Consider the following 14,079-nt stretch of genomic DNA (forward strand, 5'->3'; position numbering starts at 1 on the left):
GCCTTCCTGGCGGGCGCGGCGGCCGGCCGGCGGCTGGCTGCGGCGCCCGGCCAGGGGCCCGCGGCGATCCGCTTCGACCAGCGGGGCTTCCCCCGGCACCGGGCCCCCTCCGCGGGGCTGGCGGTGGTCCGGCAGCGGGTGGTGACCACCGGTGTCCTGGCGGCCGTCCTGACGGCGCCGGTGGTGGCGCTGTGGGCGGCGTACCGCGGTGGCGGCGAGGGTGTCGGGTCGGCCTCGCCGGTCTCCTCCGTCCGGGTGGACTCACCGGGGCTCTCCCTGGACGCGTCCGGGGCGGAGCAGCCGACCGTGCCGGACGCCGTCGCCGACGGGAACGGTGCGGAGCAGGGTGAAGGCCTGCGACTGGCGGGGGCGTCGACTGCAGAAACGTTGCTGCCCGTGGTCGAGGGTGCCGCCGTCCCGGTGCCCTCGCACGGCTCCCGCAAGCTGGCCGCGGCCGAGGTCGCTCCCGCGGCGCCGACACCGCCCGCCCGGCCCGGGCAGCTCTCCGTGGAGGCCAGCGAGTGGGGCAACCGCACGGTGATCACCCTCACCAACTCCGGCGGTACCGGCATCCACTGGCACGCCGTGGTCGAGGTGGGCTGGCTGCGGCTCAGCCGGGACGAGGGCACCCTGGAGCCCGGTCAGCGGATCACCGTGACGGTGACGGTGGACGAGGAGCGCGTCCCGGCCGGGCACTGGACGGCGAGGATCGCGCTGCCGCCGTCGGAGGCCGTGGTGACCCTGGAGGGCGGGCCCGTCCAGCGCGGCGGGCAGCCCGACGGTCCGTCGGACAGCGGCTCGCCCGCCCCTGCCACACCCACCGGCACACCCGGCACGGGTTCGGGCGGCACCGGCTCCGGGGGCACCCCGTCCGGCGGCACCGGCTCGGGCGGCAGCCCGTCGGAGCCCGGCGGCAGCCGGAGTCCCGAGCCGGGCGGTACCGGCGGCACGGGCGGCAGCGGTGGGACAGGCGGGTCGGGCGGGACCGGAGGCGGGTCGGGCGGTGCGTCCGGTCCTGCCGGTGACCCCTCGCCGCCGGCCGCCGAGGGCTCCGGCCCGGCGCACGGCAGCGATCCCGCACCGGGTCGGGACGCCGCCTCTCCGCCGCCCTCCGGCGGCACCACCCCCTGAGCCCGGCTCGGCCCTGACCGGACGGCCCCGGCCCGCCGTCCGGTCAGGGCTGCGCGGCCCCGGTCCGGAGTCCGGTGTCGTCCACCGCGCGGTCCCAGACCGGGTCGACGGCGATCACCCGGAGCTGGTCGACGGTCAGCGGCGGGTCGGTGCGGCTGGCGGTCTCGCCGACCTCGGAGGAGTTCCACTCGGTGACCGAGACCCGCTTGCCGGACGCGGTGGCGAGCAGGCACCACCAGGACTTGGCCCCGGTGTCGGCGTAACCGGACTTCCAGGTCATCACGGCGGAGCCGTCCGGCAGCTCCGCCCGGCTGCAGGTCACCTCGGTGTGCCTCGGCTCGGGGCAGGCGGTGGACTGCAGCACCGTCCGCACGGTGTCGCGCCAGACCGCCGTCCGGACACCGGCCCGGCCGTGGCCGTCGTCCACGGTGATCTCCACCAGCGGCGCCGTTCCGGCCTCGGCGGAGCCGGCCGTCCCGGTGCCGCGGACGTCGACGATCCGCCAGCCGTCCAGGTGCGGTCTGAGGGCCGCCACCATCTCCTGGTCGGTCATCCCCGAGCCGGCGGCGGAGTCCGCCGCCGTCCGGTAGGACCGGCCGGGGCCACCGGGGACGGTCGCCAGCAGGGCTCCGCCGCCCGCGATCACGGCCAGTGCGGCCGTCCCGCCGATCACGGAGGCGACCCGGCGGCGGCGCAGGGCCCGGCCGCGTTCCACGGCGCCGAGCACGATCTGCGGACGGTCGGCCAGGAAGCCGTCACCGGCCTCCCGGAAGAGCTGGACGAGCTCCTCCTCGGGGAGTGGCTCGGGTGCGTCGGACATGGCTGGTTCACCGTCTCTGCGGTCGGATCGGGTGGTTCTCGATGGTCGGACGGGGTTGTCGGACGGGGTGGTCGGACGGGGTGGCCGGACGGGAACGGTCGGGCGGCGCGGCGCTCGGGCGGGGCACGGTCAGCGCAGGGCGAGGTCGGGGAGGGCGTCGCCGATCAGCGCCCGCAGCCGGGTGAGCGCCCGTGAGGTCTGCGTCCGGACGGCGCCCGGACTGGCCCCCAGCAGTTCCGCGGTCTCCTCGACGCTGACGTCCTCCCAGTAGCGGAGGACCAGGACGGCGCGGTCCCGCGGCGAGAGCCGGGCGAGTGCCTCGATCAGGGTGACCCGCAGCGAGGAGTCGCCGGCCGGGGCGGCCCGGTCCGGCAGGTCCCCGACCGGGCGCTCGGTGCTGCTGCGGCGCCGGACGTGCGAGAGGAACAGGCGGTAGAGCACGCCCTGGGCGTAGGCCGCGGGGTTGTCGATCCGCTTGGTGCCGGGACGCCAGCCGCCGGTGCGCCAGACCGCGTACATCCGGCCGAGCGTCTCCTGGACGAGGTCCTCGGCGAGGTGGGTGTCACCGCCCGTCAGCAGGCAGGCGGAACGGTAGAGATGGCTCGATCGGGTCGCCGCGAACTCCAGGAACTCGTCGTCCCTGGCGCCGCGTCCCGGTCCTCCCCCGGCCATGCCCGTCCCCTCCTCCCCCGCTCCCGCTCCCCCGCTGTGCGCTTCCTCCTGTAGGACGCGCCGGGGACGGCACGGCGTTACAGCCCGAGCCGTCCATTTTCCGGACGGCCGTTCGGGTGCAACGGGGCGGGCGGGTGCAGGGCGGGGCGGGGTGGCCGGGGCGGGGCTCAGGGGCCGGCGAGCAGCGGCGGCCGCTGCCAGCGGCCGTCGAGGACGGTGGGCTCGGGGCCGTACACCCGCAGCACGGCCGTGAAGGGCCCGGCCGGGACGGGCAGCCAGTTGGCCTGCTCCCGCGGGTCCTCGGGGCGTTCGTGGCGGAGCCGGAGGGTCAGGCCGCCGTCCTCGTCGGCGGTGAGGCCGGGGGTGCGGTCGCCGATCGAGTACCGGTCGACGGGGTTGTCGACGAGCAGCTGGTCGGGCAGTCCGTAGACGGTGACGGACCAGAAGTACCGCGCGGGCGGGCGGCCCCCGGGCGGGAAGCGGAGGAGGTAGGAGCGGACCGAGCCGTCCAGCGGGCGGCCGTCCGCACCACCCTGGCCGCCCGCGCTGTCCGGGCCGCCCGGGTCGCCCGAACCGTCCGGGTCGTCCTCGCTGGTCCAGGCGGTGTACCAGGCCTCCTCGACCGGTAGTCCGTACAGGCCGCGCAGCACACCGATCGCCCGGCCGAGGTGGTCGGTGCCGAGCTGGACCCTCGTCCCGAACAGGGCGGTGGAGTCGTGGCTCCCGGCCACCGCCGCGTTCAGCCTGGTCCGGGCGTCGGCGATTCCCCGGGCCATCGCCCCACGGATCTCCAGGGGCAGCGCGGCGGGTTCGAAGTCCCCGGTTCCGACGCCGAGTTCGGCGAGGCGGCGGCGCAGGTCGGCGTCGGCCGGCAGCACCGGGAAGAAGCCCAGCAGGAAGTCCAGGAAGGAGAAGAACTCCAGGCCGTCGAGGACCTCCTCGCGCCAGACCGGCCAGACCGGGTCGGGTGCGGGCGGTGGCGGTTCGGTGCCCAGGTGGGCGCTGAGCGGGCGCAGCCGGTAGCCGGCCTGGACCTGCTCCAGGGCGGGGACGTCCTCGGGCCCCGCCAGGTGGGTCCGTCCGACGATGCCGACCAGCCGGGTGTCGGCGTGCAGGACGCCGTCGAAGCCCTCGCCCGGGGTGCCGCGGTGGTCCGGACCGAGGACGAGGTGGCGGCCGGCGCCGTTGCCGGTGGTGCGGGAGCCGACGAAGCCCACGTAGCAGGTGTCGAGGTCGTGCAGCGGCAGCACGTGGTAGCGGTCGGTGGCCGGGACCTCCAGCACCCACGGCTCGGCCCGCAGGTCGAGCCAGGCGAGCGAGTACGGGGTGTCGTTGTTGGGGGTGACGACGTCGGTGTTGGCCGGGGTGAAGGGGTGTGGGTAGTGGCGGAAGACGCCGAAGCCGCCGACGTGGCGGGGGTCCGCCTCGTCGACGGCCTGCGCGTAGAGCGTCCGGTAGTTCTCCAGCATCGGCAGCCCCCAGATCCAGGCCTCCGCCGCCGTGCCCCGCACCGTGGCCTCGTCCACCAGGACCGGATTACCCATGCCGCCACACTCCCCTCGGACAAATCGGTACGGAGTGAGACTAATGACCCGTCGGCCCGGCCGGTGGCCGACGCTGCCGCCCGGTCCGCCAGGAGTGAACGCCCGTGTGCGGACGGACCGCGCCGGAGAGGGTCATCGGTATGAACATCCTCATTCTCGGCGGCTCGTCCTTCCTCGGCCGGGCCTACGTCTCCGACGCCCTCGCCCGCGGTCACCGGGTCACCACCTTCAACCGCGGCATCACCGGGCCCGACCGGCCCGGCGTCGAGGCCGTCCACGGCGACCGCACCAGAGCGGAGGACCTCGCCCGGCTCGTCGACGGCCGCAGCTGGGACGCCGTCGTCGACACCTCCGGCCAGCAGCCGCACGCCGTCGCGCAGGCCGCCCGGCTGCTGCGCGGCCGCGCCGGCCACTACAGCTTCGTCTCCTCGATCCACGCCTTCGCCGACTGGCCCGCCCGGCCGGTGGACGAGACCTCCGCCACCTTCGACTGCCCGGCCGACACCCCGCCGGACCAGCCCCCCGCCAACGCGCTGAAGGCCGGCTGCGAGCGGGCCGTGACGGAGCACTTCGGCGAGAACTCCACGCTGCTCAACTGCGGTCTGCTGATCGGTCCGCACGAGAACGTCGGCCGACTGCTCTGGTGGCTGGAGCGGATCGCCCGCGGCGGGCAGGTGATCCTCCCCGGCGATCCGGAGCGCGCCATGCAGCTGATCGACGCCCGCGACTTCGCCGCCTTCGGACTCGGTCTGCTGGAGCAGGGCCGGACGGGCCGGTACGTCACCACCGGGCCGGCCGGCGGGACCACCATGGCCGCGATGCTGCGCGCCTGCGCCGAGGCCACCGGCGCCGACGCCGAGTTCGTGCCCGTCGCCGACGGGGCGCTGCTCGCCGCCGGGGTCGCACCCTGGACGGAGCTGCCGCTGTGGACGCCCGACGAGCCCGACTGGGCCGGCATCTGGCGGGCCGACACCTCCCGGGCCCGGGAGGCCGGCCTGCGCAACCGGCCCGTCGAGGAGACCGTCCGCGACACCTGGGCCTGGATCGGGCGGCGCGGCCCCCGCGACGCCCCCTACACCCAGGGCGGGACGCCGCTGGGCATCGCCGAGGAGAAGGAGAAGGAGCTCCTCTCCGCCGCGGGGGCGGCCGGGGGCGTCTGACGGCCGCGGCCGCGGCCCGGTGCCGACGGTCCGCTCGTCAGTGGGAGCGCCGGGTGACGAGTTCGGCGAGGGCGAGCAGGTCGTCCGCCTCGGAGGGGTCGGGGATGGCCTCGGCGAGGTGGGCGATGGCCGAGGCCATCCGTTCGCAGGACTCGCCCTGGGCCCAGCTGCGGCCCCCGGCCCGGTCGACCGCGGCGGCGGCCCGCTGCAGTTCGGCGGCGTTGAGCGGACGGTCCAGTGCGTAGAGCGCGGCGAGCTCGGCCGCGGCGGCGGTGCCGCTGCTCAGCGCGTACACCACCGGCAGGGACTTCTTCCGGGCGGCGAGGTCGGCACCGACGGGCTTGCCGGTGACGGCCGGGTCGCCCCAGATGCCGATGAGGTCGTCGATCAGCTGGAAGGCCAGGCCGATCTCCCGGCCGAAGGCGTCCATCACGTCGGCGACCGCCTCGCCCGCCCCGGCGTAGAGCGCGCCCACGGCGCAGGCGCAGCCGAGCAGGGCCCCCGTCTTGCCCTCGGCCATGGCCAGGCACTCCGCCAGGGTGACGTCGCTGCGCTGCTCGAAGGAGCAGTCGGCCTGCTGGCCGGCGCAGAGTTCGACCACGCAGTCCGCGAGCCGGCGGACGGCCGCCGGGGCGGCGGGGTGGGTGTCCTCGGCGAGGACGCGCAGGGCCAGGGAGTGCATGGCGTCGCCGGCCAGGATCGCCTCGGTGGTGCCGAACACCCGCCAGGCGGTGGGGCGGTGGCGGCGGGTGCGGTCGCGGTCGATGACGTCGTCGTGGAGCAGCGTGAAGTTGTGCACCAGCTCCACCGCGGCGGCGGCCCGGACGGCGGAGCCGGGGAGGCCGCCGGCCGCCTGGGTGGCGGCGAGCACCAGCGCCGGACGGATCGCCTTGCCGGAGCCGGTCGTGCCGGGCGTGCCGTCCGCCTCCCACCAGCCGAAGTGGTAGCCGGCGATGCGGCGCATCGAGCCCGGCAGGGTGTCGACGGCGGCGCGCAGGCCCGGGTCGACGGCGCTGCGGGCACGGGCCAGCACGTCGGCGGCCTCGTTCCCGTCGGTCTGGTCGCGCTCCGGCGCGAAGATCCCCATGGTGGTCCTCCCCCTCGGTGTGGCGGCACGGGCGGCCGTGCGGCGCCGCCCGTGCCGTGGTGCTGTCTCCTGCTGCTGTCGTGCTCGCGTGCCGTCGTGCAGGTGTGCCGCCCCGTCTGCGGCGGGTGGGCCGGATCAGCCGCGCGGGCCGTCCAGGACGACGTTCTCCAGGACGCCCACCGCGTCCGGGACGAGGATCGCGGCGGAGTAGTACGCGGTGACCAGGTAGGAGATGACCGCCTTCTCGTCGATGCCGGCGAACCGCACCGAGAGGCTCGGCTCGAACTCGTCCGGGATGCCGGTCTGGTGCAGGCCGATCGCCCCCTGCTTGTCCTCGCCGGTGCGCATGGCGAGGATCGGGCTGGTGCCGTCGGTGATCGGGATCTTGTTGCAGCTGAGGATCGGCACCCCGCGCCAGGCCGGCACCCGGCGACCGTGGACCTCCACCGGGGCGGGGTACAGGCCGCGCCGGTTGCACTCGCGGCCGAAGGCGGCGATCGCCCGCGGGTGGGCCAGGTAGAACTTGGTGCCACGGCGGCGGCTGAGCAGGTTGTCCATGTCGTCGGGGGTGGGCGGGCCGGAGTGGGTCTGGATGCGCTGGCTGTGGTCCGCGTTGGCGAGCAGGCCGAACCCGGGGTTGTTGACCAGCTCGTGCTCCTGGCGCTCGCGCAGCGCCTCGACGGTGAGCCGGAGCTGCTGCTCGGTCTGGTTCATCGGCTCGTTGTAGAGGTCGGCGACCCGGGTGTGCACCCTCAGCACCATCTGGGCGACGCTCAGCTCGTACTCGCGGGGGGCGAGTTCGTAGTCGACGAAGGTCGCCGGCAGCTCGTGCTCGCCGGTGTGGCCGGCGGACATCTCGATCGCGGCCTCGCCGTACTTGTTCCGCGGGCGCCGGTCACCCTCGGCGAGGGCCCTGGCGCGCTCGCGCAGCTCCGGTGCGGTGGCCGCGACCTGCTCGAAGGCGGCGCGCGACAGCGCGAGCAGGGTGCCGGCGGTGGTGGCGCGCAGGCCGACCGGCCAGCGGGCGTCCGGGCCGAGCAGCGCCTCGTCGCCCAGGTGGTCGCCGTCGGCGTGCGCGCCGAGCACGGTGGCGTCGCCGTAGCGCCCGGTGCCGTGCCGCTCGACCTTGCCGTGCGCGACCAGCAGCAGCTCGCCGAGCGGGTCGCCCTCGGCCGCCAGCTGCTCGCCGGCCCGGAACTCCCGCTGCACGAAGCCGGCGGCCAGGGCGGCGAGCAGGGCGTCGTCCTGCACGTCGCGCAGCAGCGGCAGCTCGCGCAGCGAGGGCGGCAGGACCTCGACCCGGGAGCCCGTGCGGACGAACGCCACCCGGCCGCTGCCGACCGCGTGGCTGAGCCGGCGGTTCACCCGGTACGTGCCGCCGGAGACCTGCACCCAGGGGAGCATCCTCAGCAGCCAGCGCGAGCTGATCTCCTGCATCTGGGGCGCCGACTTGGTGGTGCTGGCCAGATTCCGCGCACCGGCCGTGCTCAGGCTGGACTGCCGCCGCGACTGCGGATCACCCTCCTGCGCATGAACGCCAATGCTGGTTTCGGTCGACATCGAGGAACCCTTCGCGCGAGGCATGCGCACACCGGACGTGCCGCTTTGTCAAAATATGCTGACGCCCGTTCGGCCCCGCCCGCAATCACTCGTACGAGTGGTCAATTCACGCCTACAAATAGTATGAATAGAGCACGCACTCGAAAATGCGGTCCGCCGGCCGAACGCCGCCCGGGCGCCGCCGCGGCCCGAAGCCGACATGGGCACGTCCATCGTCACCGGGCCGCCGGCCGCCTCGCCCGCGCCGACCGGTGCTGAATTCATCTGACCGCAACATGCCGGAACCCGACGTCACCGGCCCGTCATCGATCACCAACTAGCCTGATGCACAGGGATGTTGACCGACCGCCAGCACGACACCCCACCCCCCGTCCGCCCGGCCCGGCGCGGGCGCTAAGGTGCCACCTCAAGAGCGCGGCAAGACGCCGGCAGGCAGGCCGCCCCGACCGCGCCCTCCCACCGTTGCGCCCTTTTCCAGGGAGACCCCCGTGAGCGCCCCCGTTCGCGTCTGGCTGAACCGTACCTACGCCGAGAACGTCTTCTTCATCGACCTGTTGCGCGCCGCTCCGCGCCCGGTCGAGATCCATGCCACGCACGTCGACCCGGACTCCCCGGTGCTCGCCGCCGCGGACTTCGGATCACTCGAACCCGAGGGCCTCTCCCCCGAGGCCTATGTGGAATTCGCCTTGGAATTCTGCGCCCGGCACAGCATAGACGTCTTCCTCCCCCGGCTGGGCCAACTCGCGATATCCCTGCGCCGGCGCGACTTCGAGGCGATCGGCACCGCGCTGGTGTGCCCGTCGGCCGCGGCGATCGCCGTCTTCGAGAGCAAGGCCGACGGCTACGCGGCGATGGCCGCGGCCGGCCTGCCGGTGCCGCTGTGGCGGCACGTCCGCACCGCCGACGAGCTGCTCGCCGCGGTCGAGGAGATCGAGGAGGAGGGGTCGACGGCCTGCCTCAAGCCCGCCTCCGGGGCCGGCGGCGAGGGCTTCCGGGTGCTCACCAGGGAGCCGTTCAGCCTGCGCCGGCTCACCGGCTTCCCCGACGCGAGCGTCCAGCTCGACCTGGTGCTGAACGCCCTGGAGCAGAGCCCGGAGCCGGCCGACCTGCTGGTGATGCCGCTGCTGGAGGGCCCGGAGGTCTCGGTCGACTGCCTCACCTCGCCGGACGGCCGGCTGCTCGCCGCCGTCGGCCGGGCGAAGACCCGGCGCCGCCGGACCTTCACCACCGACCCGCGGTACCTGGAGCCCACCCGCCGGCTCGTCGAGACCTTCGGGGTGTCCTACCTCTCCAACGTCCAGTACCGGCACCACCACGGCCGCCCGGTGGTGCTCGACGTCAACACCCGCCCCTCCGGCGGGCTGCACCAGCTCCGGCTGTGCGGGCTCAACCTGCCGTGGACGGCGGTGCAGCTGGCCCTCGGCGAGGCGCCCGCGACCGCCTTCGCCGCCGACCTGCTCGACACCGAGTACACCCTGGTCTCCGGCATCCAGCCGGTGCTGCCGCGGCAGCGCACCCACGCGTGGCAGCTCGGCGCGGCTGCCGCCGCCGTCTGAACCGCCCGGCCCGGAGCGACCGACGGGCCGGTCAGCCGACCGGCCCGTTCCAGTCCAGCGTCGGCGGCAGCACACCCTCCAGGGTGAGCAGCCAGCGCTTGGTCTCCAGCCCCTGCGGGCCGCCGCCGAACCCGCCCAGCCCGTCCGCGGCCACCACCCGGTGGCACGGCACCAGCAGGGCGAGCGGGTTGGCGCCCATCATCTGCCCGACCGTGCGGGCCGCCAGACCGGGTTCCGCGACGTCCTCGAAGACCCCGCTGCGGGCCGCGAGTTCGCCATAGGTGATGGTCCGCCCGTAGCCGACGTCCGCCACCAGCCGCTCCAGCACCACGCGGTGCGACCCGGTGGCGAGGCGCCAGTCGATCGGCAGCTCCAACAGCCGTCTGCGGCCGCCGAAGTACTCGGCCAGCTGTCCGGTGACCGCGTCGACCACCCGGCGCTCGGTGCACTCCGGCGCGCCCGCCCCGGCCGTGGGCTCGCCCGCGTACGAGACCGCCGCGACGCCCGTCGGCGTGACCGCCAGCCGCATCGGACCGGTCGGCAGCGGGGTCGGCACGGTGATCCAGGACAGCGGCTCCATACCGGCGAACCTACCCCGCGGAGGCGGCCGGCAGGGCCGGCCGTCGAAGACCGCCGCGGAGCGGGCACGCCGCCGGCCGGGGCGACGGTTCCGGCCGCCGTCCCGGCCGCGGCCCGCACCCGGAATCCCGACCGGAGTCGACCGGAGTCGATCGGCGCCGGTCCGGCCGGGGGCGTCCGGTCAGAGGTGTTCGGCCAGGTACTGCGAGAGGTTCCGGCACCAGCCGGTCAGCTCCTCGCGCGACGCCGCCCTGCCCCGGCAGAGCTCGCCGACCTGGGCGTCGCCGAGCCGGCTCTCGCCGGACGACTCCAGCATTTTCGCCATCTCCCCGAGCATCGTCGACAGCCGCTTGGCGTCGTCGTGGCTCAGCATCACCAGCGCATCGGTGTGGCCGATCGTGACAGAACCGGGCATCGCGACCTCCCGCGGGTCTCGCACGCCTGCTGCCAGGCGTCTTCGGCCCCCCGTCCACCGTACGACCGCCCGGCGGCCCCCGGCGCGCCCAGCCGGACCGGCCCCGGTCGGGCCGCAGCGAGCACCGCTCGTCCGGCACTCCGATCAACCCTTTGAGACGCCCACGGAGCATCCGGCGCCCCACGACGACGAAAGGGCCGGCCGCGGGGAACGCCCCGCGAGCCGGCCCTTCCGGAATTCCGAACGGAGCCCCCTGTCGGGTTCGAACCGACGACCCCCGCTTTACAAGAGCGGTGCTCTGGCCAGCTGAGCTAAGGAGGCACGGTGACCGTCCGCGGCGGACCACGGCGGTACCACGGGCAGTGTAGCGGGCCGGTGCGGGGCGGCGCCGTCGGTTTTGGCCGGTGGGACGGGGTGCCGGGCGGGTGATTTGGGTGATGTGTCCGGCTTGTGATCGGACCGATGCCGAATTCGGCCACCGGCGGGGGCTGACAAGCGGATGAACGTCCGGGTACGGTCGCGGGGAGACCGACCCCGTTCGACTCCTGAACGCGGAGCACCGGTCCCGACAATCCAGCCTTTACTCGGATCGTCCGGCACGTTCCTGCCGGTGAAGGAGAGCACAGCCATGGCTTCTGTCACGTTCGACAAGGCGACCCGCCTGTACCCCGGCGGCACCAAGCCCGCCGTCGACGCCCTGGACCTGCACGTCGAGGACGGCGAGTTCCTCGTCCTGGTCGGCCCGTCCGGCTGCGGCAAGTCGACCAGCCTCCGCATGCTGGCCGGTCTGGAGGACGTCAACGGCGGCGCCATCCGCATCGGCGACCGCGACGTCACCCACCTGCCGCCGAAGGACCGGGACATCGCCATGGTGTTCCAGAACTACGCGCTGTACCCGCACATGACCGTCGCCGACAACATGGGCTTCGCCCTGAAGATCGCGGGCGTGTCGAAGGCCGAGATCCGCCAGAAGGTGGAGGAGGCCGCGAAGATCCTCGACCTCACCCAGTACCTGGACCGCAAGCCGAAGGCGCTCTCCGGCGGTCAGCGCCAGCGTGTCGCGATGGGCCGCGCGATCGTCCGCGAGCCGCAGGTCTTCCTCATGGACGAGCCGCTGTCCAACCTGGACGCCAAGCTCCGCGTCTCCACCCGTACCCAGATCGCCGGCCTGCAGCGCCGCCTGGGCATCACCACGGTCTACGTCACCCACGACCAGACCGAGGCCATGACCATGGGCGACCGCGTCGCGGTGCTCAAGGACGGTCTGCTGCAGCAGGTCGACTCCCCCCGCCACATGTACGACAAGCCCGCCAACGTCTTCGTGGCCGGCTTCATCGGCTCGCCGGCGATGAACCTCGTCGACGTCCCGCTGGTCGACGGCGGCGTGAAGTTCGGCGGCTCGGTCATCAACATCTCCCGCGAGGACCTGGCCGGCGCCGGCACCGACAAGACCGTCACGGTCGGCATCCGCCCGGAGCACTTCGAGATCGTCTCCGGCGGCGGCATCGAGGGCGTCGCGGTCACCGTCAACGTCGTCGAGGAGCTCGGCGCCGACGGCTACGTCTACGGCACCACCAAGATCGGCGGCGACGACACCGACATCGTCGTGCGCGTCCACGGCCGCCAGGTCCCGCAGAAGGGCGAGACGATCCACGTGGTCCCGACCGGCGGCGAGACCCACGTCTTCTCCACCAGCACGGGCCTGCGCCTGAGCAAGTGAGCCGACGGCCCGGGCGACCGGGCCGCGCCCACCGCAGCACGACCGGGCCCCGGCGGACACCGTTCCGCCGGGGCCCCGGCGCGTCCGGACGAAACGCCGGGCCCACCGGCGGGGATCCCGCAGGCCCGCTCCCGTCCGGCCCCGGGCGGCCCCGGGCGGCGACCCGTCCGACCACCCGTCCGGCCGCCCGGCCGTCAACCGCATGACGGAACAAAACAGGACACCGGTCACTCATTGGTGTAACGCGGCGCGACCTTTCCGCCACCCGTCGCTACGCTCCTGTGGCGTGAAGCAGCTCCTACGCCGTATCGGCCAGACCGTGGCCCTCACCCTGCCGGTGATCCTGGTGACCACCGGCACTCTCGCCGTGACCCGGGTTCCGTGGGCTCCTCCGACGGGCCTCGACCAGCAGGTGGTCGCGGCGTCCAGCAGCGACGGCAGCATCGGCCGCACCTCCGCCGGGTCCGCCGACAGCCCGCGGGACGCCCTCCGCACGGACCTGCTCAACGAGCTCGACGCGCACAACCCGGGCACCGCGCTGGACCTGCTGGAGCGCACCATGCGCGAGAAGCCGTCGCTGACGCCGTACTGCACCGAGCTCGCCTCGGAGCTGGGCCGCGCGGCGGTCCGCAAGTACGGGGGCGACGTGCAGCGGGCCCGCTCCTTCGCCCGCCCGGTCTGCGACGGCTCCTTCGCCGCCGGCGTCACCACCTGACGGCCCCTCCCGCGGCACCGCCCGATCCGTTCCGACCACCCGCGAGCGCTGCGCCCCCTGCACCTGGGCGCAGCGCTTCCGGCTGCCCACGGCCGCTGTCCGCGGCCCGTTGCGCGTGACCCGCGGCCCGCTGTCCGCCGATCCTGCCGGACGGGCTCGGCGGCCCGTTCGGGTGCAGTGCCGCCGGACGCATGGGGTCAGCTCCCCGCGGAGCCTATTGTTCTGGCTATGACCGCTGATCAGACGCCAGCCGACATGGCCGCGGAGCTCGCGGCCGCCGCCGACCCCGTCACCCTGGCCGCCGCGCCCGCCGTCACCCAGGCGGTGATCCTGGCGGGCGGGCAGGGTTCCCGCCTCCGCCCGTACACCGACGACCGTCCGAAGCCGCTGGTGGAGATCCCCGGCACGGGCATCCCGATCGTCGGCCACCAGCTCTCCTGGCTGGCCTCCGAGGGCGTCACCGACGTGGTGATCTCCTGCGGCCACCTCGCGGAGGTGCTGCAGGAGTGGCTCGACGGCACCGAACTGCCGGTGCGGGTCCGCACGGTGGTCGAGCACGAGCCGCTGGGCCGCGGCGGCGGCCTCAAGTACGCCTCCGCGGCCCTGCCGCGGCCGGCCGAGCCCTGGTTCGCCACCAACGGCGACATCTGGACGCGTTTCAGCCTGCGCGAGATGGCCGCCTTCCACCACGAGCGGGCCGCGGTGGCCACCCTGGCGCTGGCCCGCCCGCGGATCCCGTGGGGCGCGGTGGAGACCGACCGCTTCGGCAACGTGCTGGACTTCGTCGAGGCGCCGCCCTCGCCCTTCCTCATCAACGCGGGCCTGTACGTCTTCGGGCCGTCGTTCCGGGCGCTGCTGCCCGACGTGGGCGACCACGAGCGGACGACCTTCCCGCAGTTGGCGCGGGCCAAGCAGCTGGCGGGCTATCAACTGCCGCAGGGCTGCTACTGGCGGGCGATCGACACCGTCAAGGACCTGACGGAGGCCGCCAAGGAGCTCGCCGCGGCCGGCCGCCCCGCCAACGACTGACCGCACGCACGGGACAGCCGACGGACCGCGCGCACGGGAACGGACGGCTGACGCACGCACGGGAACGGCGGAGGGGCCTCCCACCCGGGTG

The 14,079-nt window shown here is 74.6% G+C and carries 12 protein-coding genes, 1 tRNA gene and 1 pseudogene; 6 read left to right on the forward strand and 8 right to left on the reverse strand.

Annotated elements, in window-relative coordinates; genetic code table 11:
* Nucleotides 1-1,131: pseudogene (locus ABZ641_RS12945) on the forward strand (hypothetical protein); the annotation flags it as partial.
* Nucleotides 1,132-1,174: 43 nt separating this feature from the next.
* Here ABZ641_RS12945 and ABZ641_RS12950 read toward each other — a convergent pair.
* The 3 genes from ABZ641_RS12950 to ABZ641_RS12960 all read right to left on the reverse strand — a co-directional run bounded on the left by ABZ641_RS12950 (nt 1,175) and on the right by ABZ641_RS12960 (nt 4,167).
* A complete protein-coding gene (locus tag ABZ641_RS12950) occupies nt 1,175-1,951 on the reverse strand; it encodes a hypothetical protein (RefSeq protein WP_344625275.1) in 777 nt (258 codons plus the stop codon).
* A 129-nt stretch (nt 1,952-2,080) separates the two neighbouring features.
* The gene (locus tag ABZ641_RS12955; protein ID WP_344625274.1) at nt 2,081-2,623 is read right to left on the reverse strand and encodes a SigE family RNA polymerase sigma factor; all 543 of its coding nucleotides are present in this window, start codon (nt 2,621-2,623) and stop codon (nt 2,081-2,083) included.
* A gap of 167 nt (nt 2,624-2,790) precedes the next feature.
* Nucleotides 2,791-4,167, reverse strand: coding sequence for a DUF1254 domain-containing protein (locus tag ABZ641_RS12960; protein WP_359981381.1), 1,377 nt, complete (start codon nt 4,165-4,167; stop codon nt 2,791-2,793).
* A 140-nt stretch (nt 4,168-4,307) separates the two neighbouring features.
* Here ABZ641_RS12960 and ABZ641_RS12965 point away from each other — a divergent pair, with 140 nt between their 5' ends.
* The gene (locus ABZ641_RS12965) at nt 4,308-5,327 is read left to right on the forward strand and encodes an NAD-dependent epimerase/dehydratase family protein (RefSeq protein WP_359981383.1); all 1,020 of its coding nucleotides are present in this window, start codon (nt 4,308-4,310) and stop codon (nt 5,325-5,327) included.
* Nucleotides 5,328-5,364: 37 nt separating this feature from the next.
* On the opposite strand, the gene ABZ641_RS12970 is transcribed toward ABZ641_RS12965, so the two are convergent.
* On the reverse strand, nt 5,365-6,414 hold the full coding sequence (locus tag ABZ641_RS12970; protein ID WP_359981386.1) for a family 2 encapsulin nanocompartment cargo protein polyprenyl transferase: 1,050 nt from the start codon (nt 6,412-6,414) through the stop codon (nt 5,365-5,367).
* 135 nt (nt 6,415-6,549) lie between these two features.
* On the reverse strand, nt 6,550-7,974 hold the full coding sequence (locus ABZ641_RS12975) for a family 2B encapsulin nanocompartment shell protein (protein WP_359981389.1): 1,425 nt from the start codon (nt 7,972-7,974) through the stop codon (nt 6,550-6,552).
* Between the two features lie 488 nt (nt 7,975-8,462).
* Here ABZ641_RS12975 and ABZ641_RS12980 point away from each other — a divergent pair, with 488 nt between their 5' ends.
* A complete protein-coding gene (locus ABZ641_RS12980; RefSeq protein WP_344625269.1) occupies nt 8,463-9,530 on the forward strand; it encodes an ATP-grasp domain-containing protein in 1,068 nt (355 codons plus the stop codon).
* A gap of 31 nt (nt 9,531-9,561) precedes the next feature.
* On the opposite strand, the gene ABZ641_RS12985 is transcribed toward ABZ641_RS12980, so the two are convergent.
* From ABZ641_RS12985 to ABZ641_RS12995, 3 genes are all read right to left on the reverse strand, one after another.
* Nucleotides 9,562-10,110, reverse strand: a complete 549-nt coding sequence (locus tag ABZ641_RS12985; RefSeq protein WP_359981392.1) for a methylated-DNA--[protein]-cysteine S-methyltransferase — start codon at nt 10,108-10,110, stop codon at nt 9,562-9,564.
* Nucleotides 10,111-10,290: 180 nt separating this feature from the next.
* Nucleotides 10,291-10,524 (reverse strand): hypothetical protein, encoded by a 234-nt coding sequence (locus ABZ641_RS12990; protein ID WP_359981395.1) that lies wholly within the window; start codon nt 10,522-10,524, stop codon nt 10,291-10,293.
* Nucleotides 10,525-10,771: 247 nt separating this feature from the next.
* A tRNA-Thr gene (locus tag ABZ641_RS12995) sits at nt 10,772-10,845 on the reverse strand.
* A 307-nt stretch (nt 10,846-11,152) separates the two neighbouring features.
* Between ABZ641_RS12995 and ugpC the strand changes: the two genes are divergently transcribed.
* The 3 genes from ugpC to ABZ641_RS13010 all read left to right on the forward strand — a co-directional run bounded on the left by ugpC (nt 11,153) and on the right by ABZ641_RS13010 (nt 13,988).
* Nucleotides 11,153-12,244, forward strand: a complete 1,092-nt coding sequence (gene ugpC, locus ABZ641_RS13000) for a sn-glycerol-3-phosphate ABC transporter ATP-binding protein UgpC (protein WP_344625254.1) — start codon at nt 11,153-11,155, stop codon at nt 12,242-12,244.
* Between the two features lie 286 nt (nt 12,245-12,530).
* Nucleotides 12,531-12,959, forward strand: coding sequence for a hypothetical protein (locus ABZ641_RS13005; protein ID WP_344625253.1), 429 nt, complete (start codon nt 12,531-12,533; stop codon nt 12,957-12,959).
* A gap of 255 nt (nt 12,960-13,214) precedes the next feature.
* Nucleotides 13,215-13,988 carry a nucleotidyltransferase family protein gene (locus ABZ641_RS13010; RefSeq protein WP_344625278.1) on the forward strand — a complete coding sequence of 258 codons (774 nt, stop codon included), beginning with the start codon at nt 13,215-13,217 and terminating at the stop codon, nt 13,986-13,988.
* Nucleotides 13,989-14,079: the final 91 nt, after the last annotated feature.

The organism is Kitasatospora sp. NPDC007106, from assembly GCF_040634455.1.
Classification (GTDB): domain Bacteria; phylum Actinomycetota; class Actinomycetes; order Streptomycetales; family Streptomycetaceae; genus Kitasatospora; species Kitasatospora arboriphila.